The sequence below is a fragment of the Kitasatospora sp. NPDC058115 genome, from assembly GCF_042884635.1.
Lineage (GTDB): Bacteria > Actinomycetota > Actinomycetes > Streptomycetales > Streptomycetaceae > Kitasatospora.
Genome location: NZ_JBHVTL010000006.1, coordinates 248,053 through 262,085, shown reverse-complemented (window position 1 = coordinate 262,085; position 14,033 = coordinate 248,053). Strand labels below are relative to the sequence as shown.

The window sequence follows — 14,033 nt, the reverse complement described above, 5'->3', positions numbered from 1 at the left end:
CACCATGGATGAGCACCTGGCATCACTACTCGGCATCGACCCGGACGACCCGGATGTCCAGCGCGCTCATGAGGACGCGGAAGCCCTGATGCAGCTCATCCAGACGCTCGTGGCGCACCGGAAGTCCGCCAAGCTCACGCAGAAGGCCGTCGCTGCCGAGATGGAGACGACGCAGTCGGCCGTGTCGGACTTCGAACGGCTGGGCGGAGACCCTCGCCTGTCGACGATCATGAGATACGCGCGCGCGGTAGGCCTGAAGATCTACGTCAAGGCACACACCGACCACGAGGTGACCCGGCCGTCGAGCAGTTGGACGCCGGTCGCGGAGACCGAAGAGCGGGTCCCGAGCTCATTCGGCCGGCGGAAGGCCGCATGACAGGCAACGCCGCCCGGGAGATCACTTCCGTCGATGAGCTCCTCACCGTGGCGCATCTGAACCACATCCAGTACTTCGAGGTCAGCGGGCGCCGGTTCGACGGCTTTGAACAGCCCAACGACGACGACCTCCCCGGCGAAGGGGTCGCACAGGTCCGCCTGATGCAGCTCTTCGACGGCGAGGCCATCGCCGCGCGGGCGCGCGCCGAGGTTCATGCGGAGGAAGGGCTGCTGATCGCGGACGTCGCCGCGTTCTTCCAGATCTCCGAGAAAGTCGATCTTTCACCGGAACTCGTCGGCGCTTTCGCCAAGCGCGTGGCCTCCCCCATCATCCGCCCGTACCTTCGCGAGGCGATCCACACCACCGCCGCCAAGCTCGGGATGGCGGGCGTACCGCTGCTCGCGCCCCTCGACCATGCCGGCGAGGAGATCCTGAACCCGGAGTCGGCGGACTGACGGATGCCGGAGGGCGGGGTCGGCGACGAACACGAACGGGGCCGGTGCGGTTCGCACCGGCCCCGTTCGTGTTCGTCGTGGCGGGGTGTCAGGCCGTGGTGAGGGGGACGGCGGCCTCGGGGGTGAGGACGCGGGCCGTGAAGGTCTCGGTCAGGTACAGATGGACGGTGTCGGCCGTGTGGGAGAGGTAGCCGACGCTGACGTCCTGGCCGAGCTGGAGTTCGAAGTCGCCGCCGCGGGTGGAGAGGAGCAGGGCGCCCTCGATGGCGGGGGCCCAGATGAGTTCGCCGTCGAGGAGGCGGGCGATGTGGCTGGCGACGGGGTAGCCGTGGTCGGAGGTCTCGTTGACCGCGGTGTAGGCGTCCGCGCCGAGCAGGAGGGCGTAGGGGCCGCCGACGCCGGCCAGGCGGAGGGTGGTGAGGGCCCTGCTGACCGCCTCGGGGTACTCGCGGACGTCGGTGGGGAGCGGGACGGCGGGGTTGGTGGCGGCGGCGCGGATGCCCTCGATGCCGGCGGCGGGGTAGCCGTCGAAGACGGCGCGGTCCTCGGTGAGGGCGAGGGTGCGGGCGGCGTCCTTCACGGGCTGCCAGTCGGAGTCCCGGGAGCCGCGTTCGACGTCGTCCACGGCGGAGCGGCCGACCGGGAAGGGCACCCGCAGTTCGACGAGCGGCCGCACCTCGCGGGCGTGGGCCTGGACGCCGGGGTTGGGCGGTTCGATGGCGGTGAGGTGGCCGGTGCCGACGGCCGCGAGGGCGGGGCCGTCGGGGCCGTTCAGGTCGACGACGCGACGGCCGGCGAGGTGGAGCTTGAAGGTCTGCCGGGCCTCCTCCTCGATCTCCGCCCAGGCCGCGGCGGAGACGGGAGCGAGCTCGCGGTGCAGGTTGTTCATGACGCGGGGGTGCCTTTCAGGCTGCCGATGGCGAGGGAGCCGTCGGGGACGGCGGCGGAGGAGGGGACGGCGGCGGTCGGGACGGGGGCGGGGACGGCAGCGGGAACGGCGGCCGGGACCGCCGCGGCCGGCGCGGGCGGCGGGTCGTCCAGGAACTCGGCCGTCGGGACGTGGAACAGGGTGCCGGTGGCCGCGGTCGAGAAGTCGAGCAGCCGGTCGTGGGCGCCGGGCGGGCGGCCGACGAACATGTTCTCCAGCATCTCCTCGGTCACCTCCGGGGTGCGCGAGTAGCCGATGAAGTACGTCCCGAACTCCCCGCCGCCGGCGAAGGAGCCGAACGCCATGTTGAACCGCATGATCTGCCGCTCCTCGCCGTCCGGGCCGGTGACGCTGGTCAGCGCCACGTGCGAGTCGGCGGGTTTGACGTCGTCGGCGAGCTCGATGTCGGTGAGCTTGGTGCGGCCGACCGCGCGTTCCTGCGCCTCGACCGGGAGCCGGTTCCAGGCGTCCAGGTCGTGCAGGTACTTCTGGACGATCACATAGCTGCCGCCCGCGAACTGCGGGTCCTCCTCGCCGATCAGCACGGCGGCGTCCGCGGCGCGGCCCTCGGGGTTCTCGGTGCCGTCGACGAAGCCGAGCAGGTCGCGGTCGTCGAAGTAGCGGAAGCCGTGCACGGCGTCGACCACGGTGGCGGCGCCGGCGAGGCGGTTGGTGAGCTGGCCGGCGAGTTCGAAGCAGAGGTCCATCCGGGCGGCGCGCAGGTGGAACAGCAGGTCGCCGGGGGTGGCCGGGGCGCGGTGGCGGGCACCGGTGATCTCCCGGAACGGGTGCAGCCCGGCCGGGCGGGGGCCGTCGAAGAGCCGGTCCCAGGCGTCCGAGCCGATGCCGGTGACACAGGTGAGCCCGGCGTCGGGGGCGCGGAAGCCGACCGCCCGGCGCAGGCCCGCCACATCGGGCAGCAGGGCCCGGACGGTGGGCTCGCCGCCGGGGTCGACGGTGAGGACGAGGAAGATCGCGGCGGTGGTGAGCGGGGTGAGGACGGGCTGCGGCATCGGCGGACTCCGGTCTCCGGGGTCTGATCATCCGTACGATTACACCCCGGGACGGACATTTCGGCGCGGTCGACGGGCCGAGCAGGGGACGCGGGCGGACAGCGGGACGGCCCCTCACCGGCCGGGACCGGCGAGGGGCTCGGGGGCAGCGACGGGCCCGGGGCGCGTCAGGAGGACCTGCGACCGCGCAGACCGAGGGCGGTGACCAGCGCGCCGAGGGCGACCGCCGCGACCGGGACCACCAGCGCGGCCCGGAAGCCGTCCAGCCCGGCCCCCCCGTCGCCGGTGACGGCCAGGTGGACGGCGGTGACCGCGGAGAGGCCGAGCGCCGCACCGAACTGGAAGGCGGTGTTGAGCAGCCCGCCGGCCAGCCCCTGCTCCTCCTCGGCGACGCCGTCGGTGGCGGCGATGGTCAGCGGCCCGTAGGCGAGGGCGAAGGCCAGGCCGGTGAGGATCATGGTCGGGAACATCATCGGGTAGCTCCAGTCCGGGCCGACCGGAAGGAACAGCGCGTAGGACAGCGTCGCCAGGCCGAAGCCGCCGAGGATCACCCGGACGGTGCCGAACCGGTCCACCAGCCGGGGGGTGAGGGTCGGCGCGAGCACCGCGTCCGCCCCGACGGCCAGCAGGGCGAGACCGGTCTGCAGCGGGGTCCAGCCGCGCAGGTCCTGGAGGTAGAGGGTGACGGTGAACTGGAAGCCGAAGAAGGAGCCGGCGAACAGCAGCGCGCCGAGGTTGGCGCGCAGCAGCGGGCCGGAGCGCAGCAGGCCGAGGCGGACCAGCGGGGCGGCGGAGCGCCGTTCGACGGCGACGAAGGCGGCCAGCAGGGCCAGCCCCCCGGCCGCCTCGGCGAGGGTCGGGACGGCGGCGGCGCCCGGTTCGCCGATCCGCACCACGGTGTGGACCAGCAGCAGCATGGCGCCGGTGACGGTGGCGGCGCCGGCCAGGTCGAAGCGCTCGCCGGGGCGGCGGGCCGGCGGACGGTCGCGCGGGAGCAGCGGCAGGGCGGCGAGCAGCAGGGCGCCGGCGAGCAGGACGGGGGCGAAGAAGACCCAGCGCCAGCTGATCGCGGTGAGCAGGCCGCCGGCCACCAGGCCGAGCGAGAAGCCGGCGGCGGCGGTGCCCGCGTAGAGGAGCAGCGCGCGGTTGCGGCGGGGGCCCTCGGCGAACGCGGTGGTGATGATCGCCAGGCCCGCGGGGGTCATGAAGGCGGCCGCGAGGCCGGTGGCGAAGCGGGCCAGGACGAGCACCCAGGGCGCGCCGGCGAGGCCGCCGGCGCCGGAGAAGAGGACGAAGACGGTGAGCCAGAACAGGAAGGTGCGGCGCCGTCCGAGCAGGTCGGCGGTGCGGCCGCCGAGCAGCATGAAGCCGCCGTAGCCGAGCACGTAGGCGCTGAGCACCCAGCTGAGCGAGCCGGTGTCCATGCCGAGGTCGGCGCGGATCGAGGGGAGCGCCACGTTGAGCATCGCGACGTCGACGCCCTCCAGGAAGATCGCGCCGCACAGGACGAGCAGGACGGCGGTCTCGCGGCCGGTGAGGCGGGCGGAGGGGGGCGGTGCGGCGGGTGCGGGAGGCGGTGCGGCGGCGGGCGCGGCGGGGGCGGCGGGGGCGGGCGTGCCGGTTCCGGACACGGCTGAGGACGCGGACACGGAGGTCTCCTGGGGAGTGCGCGGGAAGGCGGGGAGGCCGGACCGGGCGGTTCTCCGTCGTCCAGTCGGTTCCCTCTTGTAACCACCAGCCATCCTGAGGCAGCATCAGGAACCATGGAAGAAGGCACTTGGAAGTCACCGACGCACTGCGCGGTGACCGAGGACGACTACGACGCGTTCCAGTGGGACACCCGGGAGGACTGCGAGGTCCGGCAGATCCTCGACCGGATCGCCGACAAGTGGTCGTTGCTGGTGATCGCGCTGCTGGACCGCGGCTCGCTGCGCTTCACCGAGCTGCGGCGGGAGATCGACGGGGTCAGCCAGCGGATGCTGACCGTCACGCTGCGCCAGCTGGAGCGGGACGGCCTGGTCGAGCGGACGGTGCACCCGGTCGTGCCGCCCCGGGTGGACTACGCGCTGACCCCGCTGGGCCGGACCCTGCACGAGACGGTCCGGTCGCTGGTCACCTGGACGGAGACGCACCAGCGCGAGATCGCGGCGGCCCGGGCCTCGTACGACGCGCGGACGGGCTGAGCGCGGGCACGACGAGGGGCGGGCCCGGTTTCCCGGGACCCGCCCCTTCTCGTGGTGCGCGGACCGCCGCCGTCAGACCCGCAGGGCCGCCAGCTGCTCGGCGAACGGGACCACGCTCTCCGTCTCCCCGGACCCGCCGTCCGCCGCCGGCCCGTGGGGGGCGCGGCCGGCGAGCAGTCCGGCGAGTTCGCCGGCGGCCCGGTCGATCCGGCCCGGCAGGCCGTCGGTGAGCCGGTCGCCCGTGGTGCCCCAGTCGTCGGTGGCCGCGTAGACCGCGGTCGGGACGACCACCGAGCGCAGGTAGCTGAACAGCGGGCGGACGGCATGCTCCAGCGCCAGCGAGTGCCGGGGCGTGCCGCCGGTGGCGGCGATCACCACGGGCTTGCCGCTGAGCACGTCGGGGTCGATCACGTCGAAGAACGACTTGAACAGCCCGCTGTAGGAGGCGGTGAAGATCGGCGTCACCGCGATCAGCCCGTCGGCGCGGGTCACCGTCTCGATCGCCTCGCGCAGCGCGGCGCCCGGGAAGCCGGTGACGAAGTTGTGCGCGATGTCGGTGGCGAGGTCGCGCAGTTCGATCACCGTCACCTCCACCTCCCGCCCGTCGAGGGCGAGCCGGCGGACCGTCGCCTCGGCCAGCCGGTCCGCGAGCAGCCGCGTCGAGGACGGCTTGCTCAGGCCGGCGCTGACCACCGCCAGTCGGTACGCGGTCACTTGGCCACCTCCACGTTCTCCTCGGTGTTCTGCTCCTGCTCCCGGCGGGCGCGGTCGGCCGCGACCAGCGAGGCGTGCGTCGGCGCGTCCGGGACGTCGGCCGGGCGGCCCTTGGCGAACTCCTCGCGCAGCACCGGCACGACCTCCTCGCCGAGCAGGTCCAGCTGCTCCAGCACGGTCTTCAGCGGCAGGCCGGCGTGGTCCATGAGGAACAGCTGGCGCTGGTAGTCGCCGAAGGTCTCGCGGAAGGTCAGGGTCTTCTCGATGACCTCCTGCGGGCTGCCGACGGTGAGCGGGGTCTGGTCGGTGAACTCCTCCAGCGACGGCCCGTGTCCGTACACCGGCGCGTTGTCGAAGTACGGGCGGAACTCGCGCACCGCGTCCTGCGAGTTCCTGCGCATGAACACCTGCCCGCCGAGGCCGACGACGGCCTGCTCGGGGGTGCCGTGCCCGTAGTGGGCGTAGCGCTCGCGGTAGAGGTTGATCAGCTTCCGGAAGTGCTCCTTGGGCCAGAAGATGTTGTTCGCGAAGAAGCCGTCGCCGTAGTAGGCGGCCTGCTCCGCGATCTCCGGGCTGCGAATGGAGCCGTGCCAGACGAACGGCGGGACGCCGTCGAGCGGGCGCGGGGTGGCCGTGAAGGACTGCAGCGGGGTGCGGAAGCGGCCCGACCAGTCGACCACGTCCTCGCGCCACAGCTGGTGCAGCAGCGCGTAGTTCTCGATCGCGAGCGGGATGCCCTGGCGGATGTCCTTGCCGAACCACGGGTAGACCGGGCCGGTGTTGCCGCGGCCCATCATGAGGTCCACCCGGCCGTCCGCGAGGTGCTGGAGCACCGCGTAGTCCTCGGCGATCTTCACCGGGTCGTTGGTGGTGATCAGCGTGGTCGAGGTGGAGAGGATGATGCGCTCGGTCTGCGCCGCGATGTAACCGAGCAGGGTGGTCGGCGAGGACGGCACGAACGGCGGGTTGTGGTGCTCGCCGGTCGCGAAGACGTCCAGGCCGACCTCCTCCGCCTTGCGGGCGATGGCCACGGTGGCCTTGATCCGCTCATGCTCGGTCGGGGTGCGGCCGGTGGTCGGGTCGGGGGTGACATCGCCGACGGTGAAGATTCCGAACTGCATGTTGCTCACCACACTCCAGGCTGAATCCCGCTGGGAAACCCGGCTCAGGATCCGATCGTCAAAGTTTCAACCACTTTAGCATCCTCCACCCGGGTGTTATTCCCCCCAGCGTCCGGCCCCTGGCCCGAGACCGCACTACGGCCCCGCAGGGCGTCCGGGAGCAGGGTCAGCAGACCCGCGACGGCCAGCGCGACCCCCAGCCAGAGGACCGCCCGCAGGCCCCACAGGTCGATGGCGAGCCCGCCGAGCAGGGAGCTGAGGATGACACCGAGCGTGATGAAGGCGTTGTGGACGGTGTTCACCAGCGGCCGGGCGTTGCCGATCCGCTGCACCCGCGAGGCCATCGCCGGGTTCATGGTGACGCCGACCAGGCCGACCCCGAGCAGCAGGCCGACCGCCGGCACCCGGTGCTGGGCGAAGAGCGCGAGGCCGGCCAGGAAGAGGGTGTTCAGCCCCAGGCCGACGGCGAGCACCGGCAGCGCGTGGCGGTCGGCGAGCCGGCCGACCACGGTGTTGCCGACCACGGTCGCCGCGCCGTAGGCGACCAGCAGCAGCGGGACGGAGCCGGCCGAGAAGCCGGTGATCCCGGTGAGGACCGGGTTGACGTAGCTGAACAGCGCGAAGGTCGCGCCGATGATCAGGGTGCTGGTGGCGAAGGCCAGCCAGAGCCGCCGGTTGCGCAGGGCGCCCAGCTCCGCGCGGAGCGAGCCGCCGCCCTCGGCGTGGTCGGCGTCCGGCACCCCGGCGACGGTGGCCAGCGCGACCGCCACGGTGAGCACGGCCACCGCCCAGAACGCCGCCCGCCAGCCGAGGTGCTCGCCGATGACGGTGGCCAGCGGCAGGCCGAGCAGGGTGCCGAGCATCAGGCCGTTCATCAGCACGGCGATCGCCCGGCCGCGCAGCTCGGGGCGGGCCAGCTGGGTGGCCATCGAGATCGAGATGCCGAAGAAGGCCTGGGCGGCGACCCCGCTGATCACCCGGGCCACCAGCATCACCGGGTAGCCGGAGGCGGTCGCGGCGAGCAGGTTGCCGACCAGGAAGACCGCGAACAGCAGCATCAGGGCGTGTTTCTGACGCATCCTCAGCAGAGAAACGGTGAGGAACGGACCGCCGAAGGACATCGCGACGGAGAAGGCGGTGATCAGGTAGCCGATCTGCGGGACGGTCGCGTCGAGGCCCTCCGCCAGCTGCGGCATCAGCCCGGCGACGGCGAACTCACTGGTCACCATCGCGAAGATGCCGAGGGCGAGGACGTAGACGGCACGTGGCATGGGAGTGCTCCCCCGATAGTTTTGGATTGGCCGGTTCAAAATAAGGGCAGGCCGGGGCAGGGGCGGGCCGCACCGAGGACAGGGCGGACCGCGGACCGTCGCGAGGGAAGGGCAGGCCCGTCCGGTCAGGGGGTGAGCGCGTCCACGGCGGTGGCGGCGACGGCCTCGACGGCGGCCCGGTCGGCCCCGCCCTTGGCGGCGACCCGCATCCCGGCGATCACCGCGTTCACGAACCGGGCGAGCTCGTCCGGCTCCCGGCGCGCGGCGATCTCGCCCGCCCGCTGGCCGGCACCGATCGCGGCCGCCAGCGCGGCGAGCCGCACCCGCTGGTCCCGCTCCACCACCGCGGCCGCCTCCGGGTCGCGCCCGGCCAGCTCGACGACGGTGTTCACGGTCAGGCAGCCGATGCTGCGCCCCTGCGGGCGGTTCTCGAACTCCCCGTCGACGACCCGCGCCAGCAGGATCCGGATCCGCTCCAGCGGCGGCAGGCCGAGGTCCTCCAGCAGCGCCACCTGCGGGACGGTCATCAGCTCGTTGTAGCGGTCCAGCGAGCGCCGGAACAGGTCGCGCTTGCTGCTGAACGTGTTGTAGATGCTGCTCCGCCCGAGGCCGGTCGCCTCGCAGAGGTCCTGGGTGGAGGTGGCCTCGTAGCCGTTCGCCCAGAACGCCCGCATCGCCGCGTCCAGCGCCCGGTCCTCGTCGAAGGTGCGCGGTCTCGCCATGGCAGCACCGTAGCCGTTTTGGACCGTCCGGTGCAATACCGGCCCGGTGCCCCGCTCCCCCGGGCGGCGGGGCGGCGGCGCGCGACAATGGGAGGAGCCGGGAGGAGCCGGGAACGGCCGGCCGGAGCACCCCGAAGGGCGGCGAACCGATGGCGGCGTACATCGCGGTGAGCGCGCTGAGCCACGAGGGCCTGCTGCGCGAGCAGAACGAGGACAGCCTCGTCGCCGGGCCGTGGACGCTCTGCGCGACCGTCACCACCAACCCGCAGACCCTGCTCTTCCCGCTGGGCCCGCCCTGCCCGGTCGCGGTCGCCGACGGACTCGGCGGCCACCCCGGCGGCGAGGTCGCCAGCGCCCTGGTCGCCCGGCGGCTGGCGGCGGCCGGCCCCGGGCTCGACGGCGAGGAGAGCGTCCGGGAGGCCCTGCAGAACTGCAACCGGGACGTCTACGCGGCCGCCGGCGGCGATCCCGGACTGGCCGCGATGGGCACCACGGTGGCTGGCCTGGTGCTGCTGGAGGACCGCGTCGTGGTCTTCAACATCGGCGACAGCCGGGTCTACCGGATCGGCGACGGCGCCCTGCGCCGGGTCAGCGTGGACGACAGCCCACCGCTGCCGCCCGGGCGGCGCACCACCTCGGTGGTCACCCAGACCCTGGGCGGCTCGCTCGGGCTGACCTTCGTCGAGCCGCACGTCCGCAGTGAGCCGCTGGCCGTCGGCGACCGGTACCTGGTGTGCAGCGACGGGCTGACCGACCCGGTGCCGGAGGAGGAGCTCGCGGCCCTGCTCGACCGTCCGCCGGCGGAGGCCGAACGGGCCGACGGGCGGGCGGCGTTCGAGCTCTGGAAGGCCGCGATCGAGGCCGGCGGGCCGGACAACATCACGCTCGCGCTGGTGCGGGTCGGGCAGTAGCCGCCCTGGCACGGGAGGGCCCGGCGGCGCGGTGCACCGCCGGGCCCCCTCGGTCCGGGTCGGACGACGACTCCTCGGTCAGTACTCGGCCTTGATGCTCGCGCCGGAGAAGCCCTGCTGGGCGTAGAGGCTCAGGAAGACGTAGCCGGCCGGCGGGTTGGTGATGGTCAGGGTCTCGGTGTTGCCCGCGTTGGCGGACCTGGCGGTGTAGGAGTTGGTGTAGGCCCAGCCCCGGTCGTTGAAGTAGAGGTCGGCGTTGCCGGTGCCGCCCGTGCTGGTGAGCCGCAGCTGCGTCACCCCGGCCGGGAGGTACAGGTAGAAGTGCGCGTAGTTGCCGGTGGTCGCCGCCAGGTCGACGCGCCCGCAGTTGCGGTCCAGCTGGCGGGGGTCGGCGCCGGTGCACTGGACCGGGCCCGAGCCGGCGACGGTGACGTCCTGGCGGGTGCTCGCGGTGGCGCCCTTGTTGTCGGTCACGGTCAGCGTGACGGTGAAGGTGCCGGCCCGGGAGTACGTCTTGGCCGGGTTGGCCTCGGCGCTGGTGGTGCCGTCGCCGAAGTCCCAGGCGCGGGAGGCGATCGTGCCGTCCGGGTCGGTCGAGCGGTCGGTGAAGGTGACCGACTGCCCGGAGACCGCGGCGGTGAAGGCCGCGGTGGGCGCCTGGTTGCCGGGCGGGTTGGTGCCGCCGCCGCAGGCACCGGCCGCGCAGGCGGTCAGCCAGCGGTCGAAGTCGGCGTCGTAGCGGGTGCCGATGGTGGTCTTCAGGATGGTGCGGGCGCCGGCCCAGTCACCGGTGCGGTACTTGGCGAGCACGGCGTCCAGGTCGGCGCGGTGCTGCTCCAGCATGTAGCGGACGGCCAGGTAGCCCCAGCGGTAGACGCGCTCCTGGTCGCCGTAGGCGGTGTCGAAGAGCTCGGAGAGCCGGTAGGTGTGGAGGCCGGCGGCGCTGATCGCCGCGTCGTAGGTCTCCTTGCGGTACGAGTAGGAGACGTACTCCGCGAAGCCCTCGACCCACCAGATGGTCGGGGTGGTCATGCCGGCGTCGAAGTCGCCGTACATGTCGAACCGGCCGTCGAGGTAGTGGGTGTACTCGTGGTTGAGGTTCCAGATCTGGAAGTCCGGCGTCCAGTCGGCCTCGTAGGCGAGGAAGCGCGGCTGGTTGCCGGCCTCGTTCGGCTTGCCCTCCAGGTACATGCCGCCGTTGTTGGTGTCGATGCCGTAGATGCCGGCGGCGAACACCGCGTAGTCGAAGCGGGTGTGGAAGACCACGACCTCGATCGTGGTGTTCCGGTCGTCGGCGACCGGGCCGTTGTCCTTGGCCACCGCGTGGAAGAAGGCGTCCTGGCCGTTGAGGCTGGAGCAGGTGGTGCCCAGCTGCGCGGCGTCCAGCTTCTGGGCCAGCACGCGGATGCTCGGGCTGCAGCTGTGGTCGACGGTCAGGACGGCCGACCGGAGCCGGGCGGGAGCGTCACAGGTGCCGTAGTAGGCGCAGTTGCCGCTGTCGTAGGCGTCGCCCATCTCCGCGACGGCGGCCCACTGGTAGGAGGTGCGGTCGCCCGGCGAGGAGCGCTCGGCCAGCCCCTTCATCAGCGGGCGGACCTTGGGCCGGAGCGGCTCGTACTGCAGGAAGCGGCCCAGCTCGCGGGTCGCGTTGTAGACCAGGAAGGTGTAGTCGCCGCCGAGCAGGGCGCCGTTGGCGGAGGCGAAGGCGTAGAGCGCGTCGAGCACGCCCGGGTCGGCCTGCACCGCCTCGGCGAAGCCCTTCGTCTGGTGGCCGCGCCACAGCACGGTGAACACACTGTTGAGCGCGTTGCCCATGTTCGCCGGGTTGTGGGTGGCGGCGTCGTACGCGCCGAGCAGGCGCTTGACCACCGGCAGGTAGCGGACGTTCTCCTGCGCGCTGTCGATGAGGGTGATCGCCTCCCCGAGCGTGCCCGCGTTGGCGGCGGAGACGTCACGGGAGTGCGCGCTGTTGAAGAAGGCGTCCAGCGCGCCGCGGATCGAGGTCTGCAGGGCGGTGCCGTAGGTGCCGACGTCGGACGCGTGGTACCACTGCACGTAGTAGCCGGCCCGCAGGAACAGCACCAGCTGGGCGGTGGAGGTGGAGTTGTCGCCCGGGTAGGAGGCGGCGTTGTCGCGCAGGGCGTCCGCGACCGTGACCATCTGGGACTCGCGGAACGTCCGGTTGGCGTCGCCGCCGGTCAGCAGGAACAGGCTGTTGATGCAGCCCAGGTCGGCCGCCTTGACGGCCTGCACCAGAGCGCCGCCGGTCCGGCTGAAGTCGGGGATGTTGCAGGGCTGTTCGGCGAGGGCCGCGGGGGCTCCCGCGCCGAAGGCCTTGGCCAGTGCGGCCTGCTGCTCCGCCTTGCGCTCCGCCGCCGACAGGCGTTCGGCGCGCTCGGGGTCGGTGGTCGAGAACGGGGCGCGCTCACGCGGCGACACCGGCTTCTTCGCGCCGTGGCCGTCCGGCGCTTCACCGATCGCGGGCCGCGGGGCCAGGCCGGCGGGGCCGGCCGAGGTCGCGGGCGAGCCTCCGCCGGGCTGCGGCGAGGCCGGGGCGGGGGCGGCCTGGGCGCGCGGGGCGAACAGGCCGACCGCCACGAACATCACCAGGAGGAACGTCAGCAACCTGGCGACATGGGGGTGTTGGTGCAAGGGACGTGCGGTTCTCACGTGGGGGCCTCCGGGCCGTCGTCGGCCGCGTGGGGGTGCGGCCGGTGGGGGTGGTGAGGACCGTTGCGACGGCACCGTTGGGGCGGTGACCGTCGAGCACCGGTGGGGAGTGTGACATGTACAATGGCATGCATCACATGGCGGAGGAAGGCCCAGAACCGGCAACTGCCGCTTCCCCACAGGAACTTCACGAAACGACCGCAGACGGCGAGGGCCGCCGGTCGGTCGACCGGCGGCCCTCGCTGGCGGCGACACCGTCGCCGGGGTGGGTCAGTCGCGCACGAGGAGCACCACGCCCGCGGTGACCAGGCCGAGCACGACGGCGGCCGCGCCGTACGACAGCCGGTGCGAGCGCACCACCGGCAGGTAGCGGTCCACGGCGTAGCGACCGGGGCCGGTCAGCGCCAGGCCCGCCGCGGCGGTGATCAGGAGCAGTTCGTACTCGCAGCCGCCCTTCCCGGCGAAGAAGCTGCCGTTCCAGCTGACGGCGAGGGCGTTGAGCATGGTGCCCAGGATCGCGGCGGCCGCCAGCGGGGCCAACAGGCCGACAGCGAGCGCCAGTCCGCCACCGGCCTCGGTGAGGCCGGCCACGACGGCCATGAGCTTGGGCGCCGGGTAGCCCTGCGACTCGAAGAACTTGCCGGTGCCGTCGATCCCGCCGCCGCCGAACCAGCCGAACAGCTTCTGGCTGCCGTGCCCGGCCATGGTCAGGCCGAGGGCCAGGCGCAGCAGCAGGAGGCCGGCGTCGTAGGCGTGCGGGGAGGTGGCCGCGGACCCGGAGTGTCTCCCGGCCGCGACGGGGGTGGTGGGGGCGGTCGTGCTCGGGCTGGTGCTCGGCATGCGCGTCTCCATCGAGAAAAAAAGGGGGGTTCGTCGATGCTGGCGGACTTGTTCAAATTCGAACCAGCGGGGTGATGTGACCGTACCGGTAAGTTTGAATTTGAACAACTAGCCGGACGGAAGATTTTGGCGTGGCCGGGTCAGCATTGGTGTAGACCGGCGTACGAAGGTGCCTGGCGGGGCAGGCTCAGGGCATGGCACATCGCAAGGAACACCGGCGGGCGGAGGGCCGGGGCACCCCGTACGCCGACGCCCTCACCGCCTTCACCGAACGGGTGCGGCTGATCACCCCCGACCAGTGGGACGCACCCACCCCCTGCGCCGACTGGACCGTCCGCGATCTGGTCAACCACCTCACCGGCGAGCAGCTGTGGGTGCCCGAACTGCTGATGGGCTCCACCATCGGCGAGGTCGGCGCCCGCTTCGACGGCGACGTCCTCGGTGACGACCCGGTCGGCGCCTGGACCGCCGCCTCGGCGGCCGCCCGCGACGCCTTCGCCGTCCCCGGCTCGACCGACCTCACCGTGCACCTCTCCTTCGGCGACGTCTCCGGCCAGTACTACCTGGACCAGCTCACCGCCGACGCCGTCGTGCACGCCTGGGACCTCGCCGAGGGCATCGGGCGGCTCACCCGGCTGCCGGACGGCCTGGTCGACTTCGCGCTCGACGAGTACACCGGCTACGGGGACCTCTCCGGCAGCGGGCTGTTCGACCCGCCCCTGCCGGTGGCGGACGACGCCGGCCCGCAGACCCGCATGCTTGCCCTCACCGGACGCCGGGACCGCCCCTGACCTGCGGCTCCGCCCGGCCCACCGGTTCCACCGCGCAC

The 14,033-nt window shown here is 72.8% G+C and carries 14 protein-coding genes; 5 read left to right on the top strand and 9 right to left on the bottom strand.

Features of this window, described 5'->3' with window-relative positions; translation table 11 throughout:
• Positions 1–4: 4 nt before the first annotated feature.
• Together ACFVVL_RS09035 and ACFVVL_RS09030 are read left to right on the top strand one after the other, a co-directional pair.
• On the top strand, positions 5–376 hold the full coding sequence (locus tag ACFVVL_RS09035) for a helix-turn-helix domain-containing protein (protein WP_380297384.1): 372 nt from the start codon (positions 5–7) through the stop codon (positions 374–376).
• Entirely contained in the window at positions 373–831 is a 459-nt protein-coding gene (locus ACFVVL_RS09030) for a hypothetical protein (RefSeq protein ID WP_387672709.1), read from the top strand. The genes ACFVVL_RS09035 and ACFVVL_RS09030 overlap by 4 nt, the downstream gene beginning before the upstream one ends.
• Positions 832–919: 88 nt before the next feature.
• Here the strand turns inward: ACFVVL_RS09030 and ACFVVL_RS09025 are convergent, their stop codons facing one another.
• From ACFVVL_RS09025 to ACFVVL_RS09015, 3 genes are all read right to left on the bottom strand, one after another.
• Positions 920–1,720 carry a family 1 encapsulin nanocompartment shell protein gene (locus tag ACFVVL_RS09025; protein ID WP_380293344.1) on the bottom strand — a complete coding sequence of 267 codons (801 nt, stop codon included), beginning with the start codon at positions 1,718–1,720 and terminating at the stop codon, positions 920–922.
• Positions 1,717–2,772 carry a Dyp-type peroxidase gene (locus tag ACFVVL_RS09020; protein ID WP_380293346.1) on the bottom strand — a complete coding sequence of 352 codons (1,056 nt, stop codon included), beginning with the start codon at positions 2,770–2,772 and terminating at the stop codon, positions 1,717–1,719. Before ACFVVL_RS09020 ends, ACFVVL_RS09025 begins: the two co-directional genes overlap by 4 nt.
• Positions 2,773–2,939: 167 nt before the next feature.
• The gene (locus tag ACFVVL_RS09015) at positions 2,940–4,421 is read right to left on the bottom strand and encodes an MFS transporter (protein ID WP_387672705.1); all 1,482 of its coding nucleotides are present in this window, start codon (positions 4,419–4,421) and stop codon (positions 2,940–2,942) included.
• A 114-nt stretch (positions 4,422–4,535) separates the two neighbouring features.
• On the opposite strand from ACFVVL_RS09015, the gene ACFVVL_RS09010 reads away from it, so the two are divergent.
• Positions 4,536–4,955, top strand: a complete 420-nt coding sequence (locus ACFVVL_RS09010; protein ID WP_387672702.1) for a winged helix-turn-helix transcriptional regulator — start codon at positions 4,536–4,538, stop codon at positions 4,953–4,955.
• Between the two features lie 72 nt (positions 4,956–5,027).
• Here the strand turns inward: ACFVVL_RS09010 and ACFVVL_RS09005 are convergent, their stop codons facing one another.
• The 4 genes from ACFVVL_RS09005 to ACFVVL_RS08990 form a co-directional block, all read right to left on the bottom strand.
• Entirely contained in the window at positions 5,028–5,669 is a 642-nt protein-coding gene (locus ACFVVL_RS09005; protein ID WP_380293349.1) for an FMN reductase, read from the bottom strand.
• Positions 5,666–6,790, bottom strand: a complete 1,125-nt coding sequence (locus tag ACFVVL_RS09000; protein WP_387672698.1) for an LLM class flavin-dependent oxidoreductase — start codon at positions 6,788–6,790, stop codon at positions 5,666–5,668. Before ACFVVL_RS09000 ends, ACFVVL_RS09005 begins: the two co-directional genes overlap by 4 nt.
• Before the next feature lie 44 nt (positions 6,791–6,834).
• A complete protein-coding gene (locus ACFVVL_RS08995; protein WP_387672695.1) occupies positions 6,835–8,061 on the bottom strand; it encodes an MFS transporter in 1,227 nt (408 codons plus the stop codon).
• 125 nt (positions 8,062–8,186) lie between these two features.
• The gene (locus tag ACFVVL_RS08990) at positions 8,187–8,783 is read right to left on the bottom strand and encodes a TetR/AcrR family transcriptional regulator (RefSeq protein WP_380293352.1); all 597 of its coding nucleotides are present in this window, start codon (positions 8,781–8,783) and stop codon (positions 8,187–8,189) included.
• Positions 8,784–8,932: 149 nt separating this feature from the next.
• Between ACFVVL_RS08990 and ACFVVL_RS08985 the strand changes: the two genes are divergently transcribed.
• Positions 8,933–9,694 carry a PP2C family protein-serine/threonine phosphatase gene (locus ACFVVL_RS08985; RefSeq protein WP_387672692.1) on the top strand — a complete coding sequence of 254 codons (762 nt, stop codon included), beginning with the start codon at positions 8,933–8,935 and terminating at the stop codon, positions 9,692–9,694.
• A 78-nt stretch (positions 9,695–9,772) separates the two neighbouring features.
• Here ACFVVL_RS08985 and ACFVVL_RS08980 read toward each other — a convergent pair whose 3' ends face one another.
• Both ACFVVL_RS08980 and ACFVVL_RS08975 read right to left on the bottom strand, forming a co-directional pair.
• The gene (locus tag ACFVVL_RS08980) at positions 9,773–12,298 is read right to left on the bottom strand and encodes a collagenase (protein WP_380293399.1); all 2,526 of its coding nucleotides are present in this window, start codon (positions 12,296–12,298) and stop codon (positions 9,773–9,775) included.
• A 336-nt stretch (positions 12,299–12,634) separates the two neighbouring features.
• The gene (locus ACFVVL_RS08975) at positions 12,635–13,204 is read right to left on the bottom strand and encodes a DoxX family protein (RefSeq protein ID WP_387672689.1); all 570 of its coding nucleotides are present in this window, start codon (positions 13,202–13,204) and stop codon (positions 12,635–12,637) included.
• A 194-nt stretch (positions 13,205–13,398) separates the two neighbouring features.
• Here ACFVVL_RS08975 and ACFVVL_RS08970 point away from each other — a divergent pair, with 194 nt between their 5' ends.
• Complete coding sequence (locus ACFVVL_RS08970; protein ID WP_380293358.1) at positions 13,399–13,995, top strand: TIGR03086 family metal-binding protein; 597 nt, start codon at positions 13,399–13,401, stop codon at positions 13,993–13,995.
• The last annotated feature ends 38 nt before the right edge of the window (positions 13,996–14,033 follow it).

What these genes read in the sequence shown, in the direction of transcription:
- ACFVVL_RS09035 (WP_380297384.1), top strand. Translation starts at nt 5, where the DNA reads ATGGATGAGCACCTGGCATCACTACTCGGCATCGACCCGGACGACCCG.
- ACFVVL_RS09030 (WP_387672709.1), top strand. Translation starts at nt 373, where the DNA reads ATGACAGGCAACGCCGCCCGGGAGATCACTTCCGTCGATGAGCTCCTC.
- ACFVVL_RS09025 (WP_380293344.1), bottom strand. Translation starts at nt 1,720, where the DNA reads ATGAACAACCTGCACCGCGAGCTCGCTCCCGTCTCCGCCGCGGCCTGG.
- ACFVVL_RS09020 (WP_380293346.1), bottom strand. Translation starts at nt 2,772, where the DNA reads ATGCCGCAGCCCGTCCTCACCCCGCTCACCACCGCCGCGATCTTCCTC.
- ACFVVL_RS09010 (WP_387672702.1), top strand. Translation starts at nt 4,536, where the DNA reads ATGGAAGAAGGCACTTGGAAGTCACCGACGCACTGCGCGGTGACCGAG.
- ACFVVL_RS09000 (WP_387672698.1), bottom strand. Translation starts at nt 6,790, where the DNA reads ATGCAGTTCGGAATCTTCACCGTCGGCGATGTCACCCCCGACCCGACC.
- ACFVVL_RS08995 (WP_387672695.1), bottom strand. Translation starts at nt 8,061, where the DNA reads ATGCCACGTGCCGTCTACGTCCTCGCCCTCGGCATCTTCGCGATGGTG.
- ACFVVL_RS08990 (WP_380293352.1), bottom strand. Translation starts at nt 8,783, where the DNA reads ATGGCGAGACCGCGCACCTTCGACGAGGACCGGGCGCTGGACGCGGCG.
- ACFVVL_RS08985 (WP_387672692.1), top strand. Translation starts at nt 8,933, where the DNA reads ATGGCGGCGTACATCGCGGTGAGCGCGCTGAGCCACGAGGGCCTGCTG.
- ACFVVL_RS08980 (WP_380293399.1), bottom strand. Translation starts at nt 12,298, where the DNA reads ATGTTCGTGGCGGTCGGCCTGTTCGCCCCGCGCGCCCAGGCCGCCCCC.
- ACFVVL_RS08975 (WP_387672689.1), bottom strand. Translation starts at nt 13,204, where the DNA reads ATGCCGAGCACCAGCCCGAGCACGACCGCCCCCACCACCCCCGTCGCG.
- ACFVVL_RS08970 (WP_380293358.1), top strand. Translation starts at nt 13,399, where the DNA reads ATGGCACATCGCAAGGAACACCGGCGGGCGGAGGGCCGGGGCACCCCG.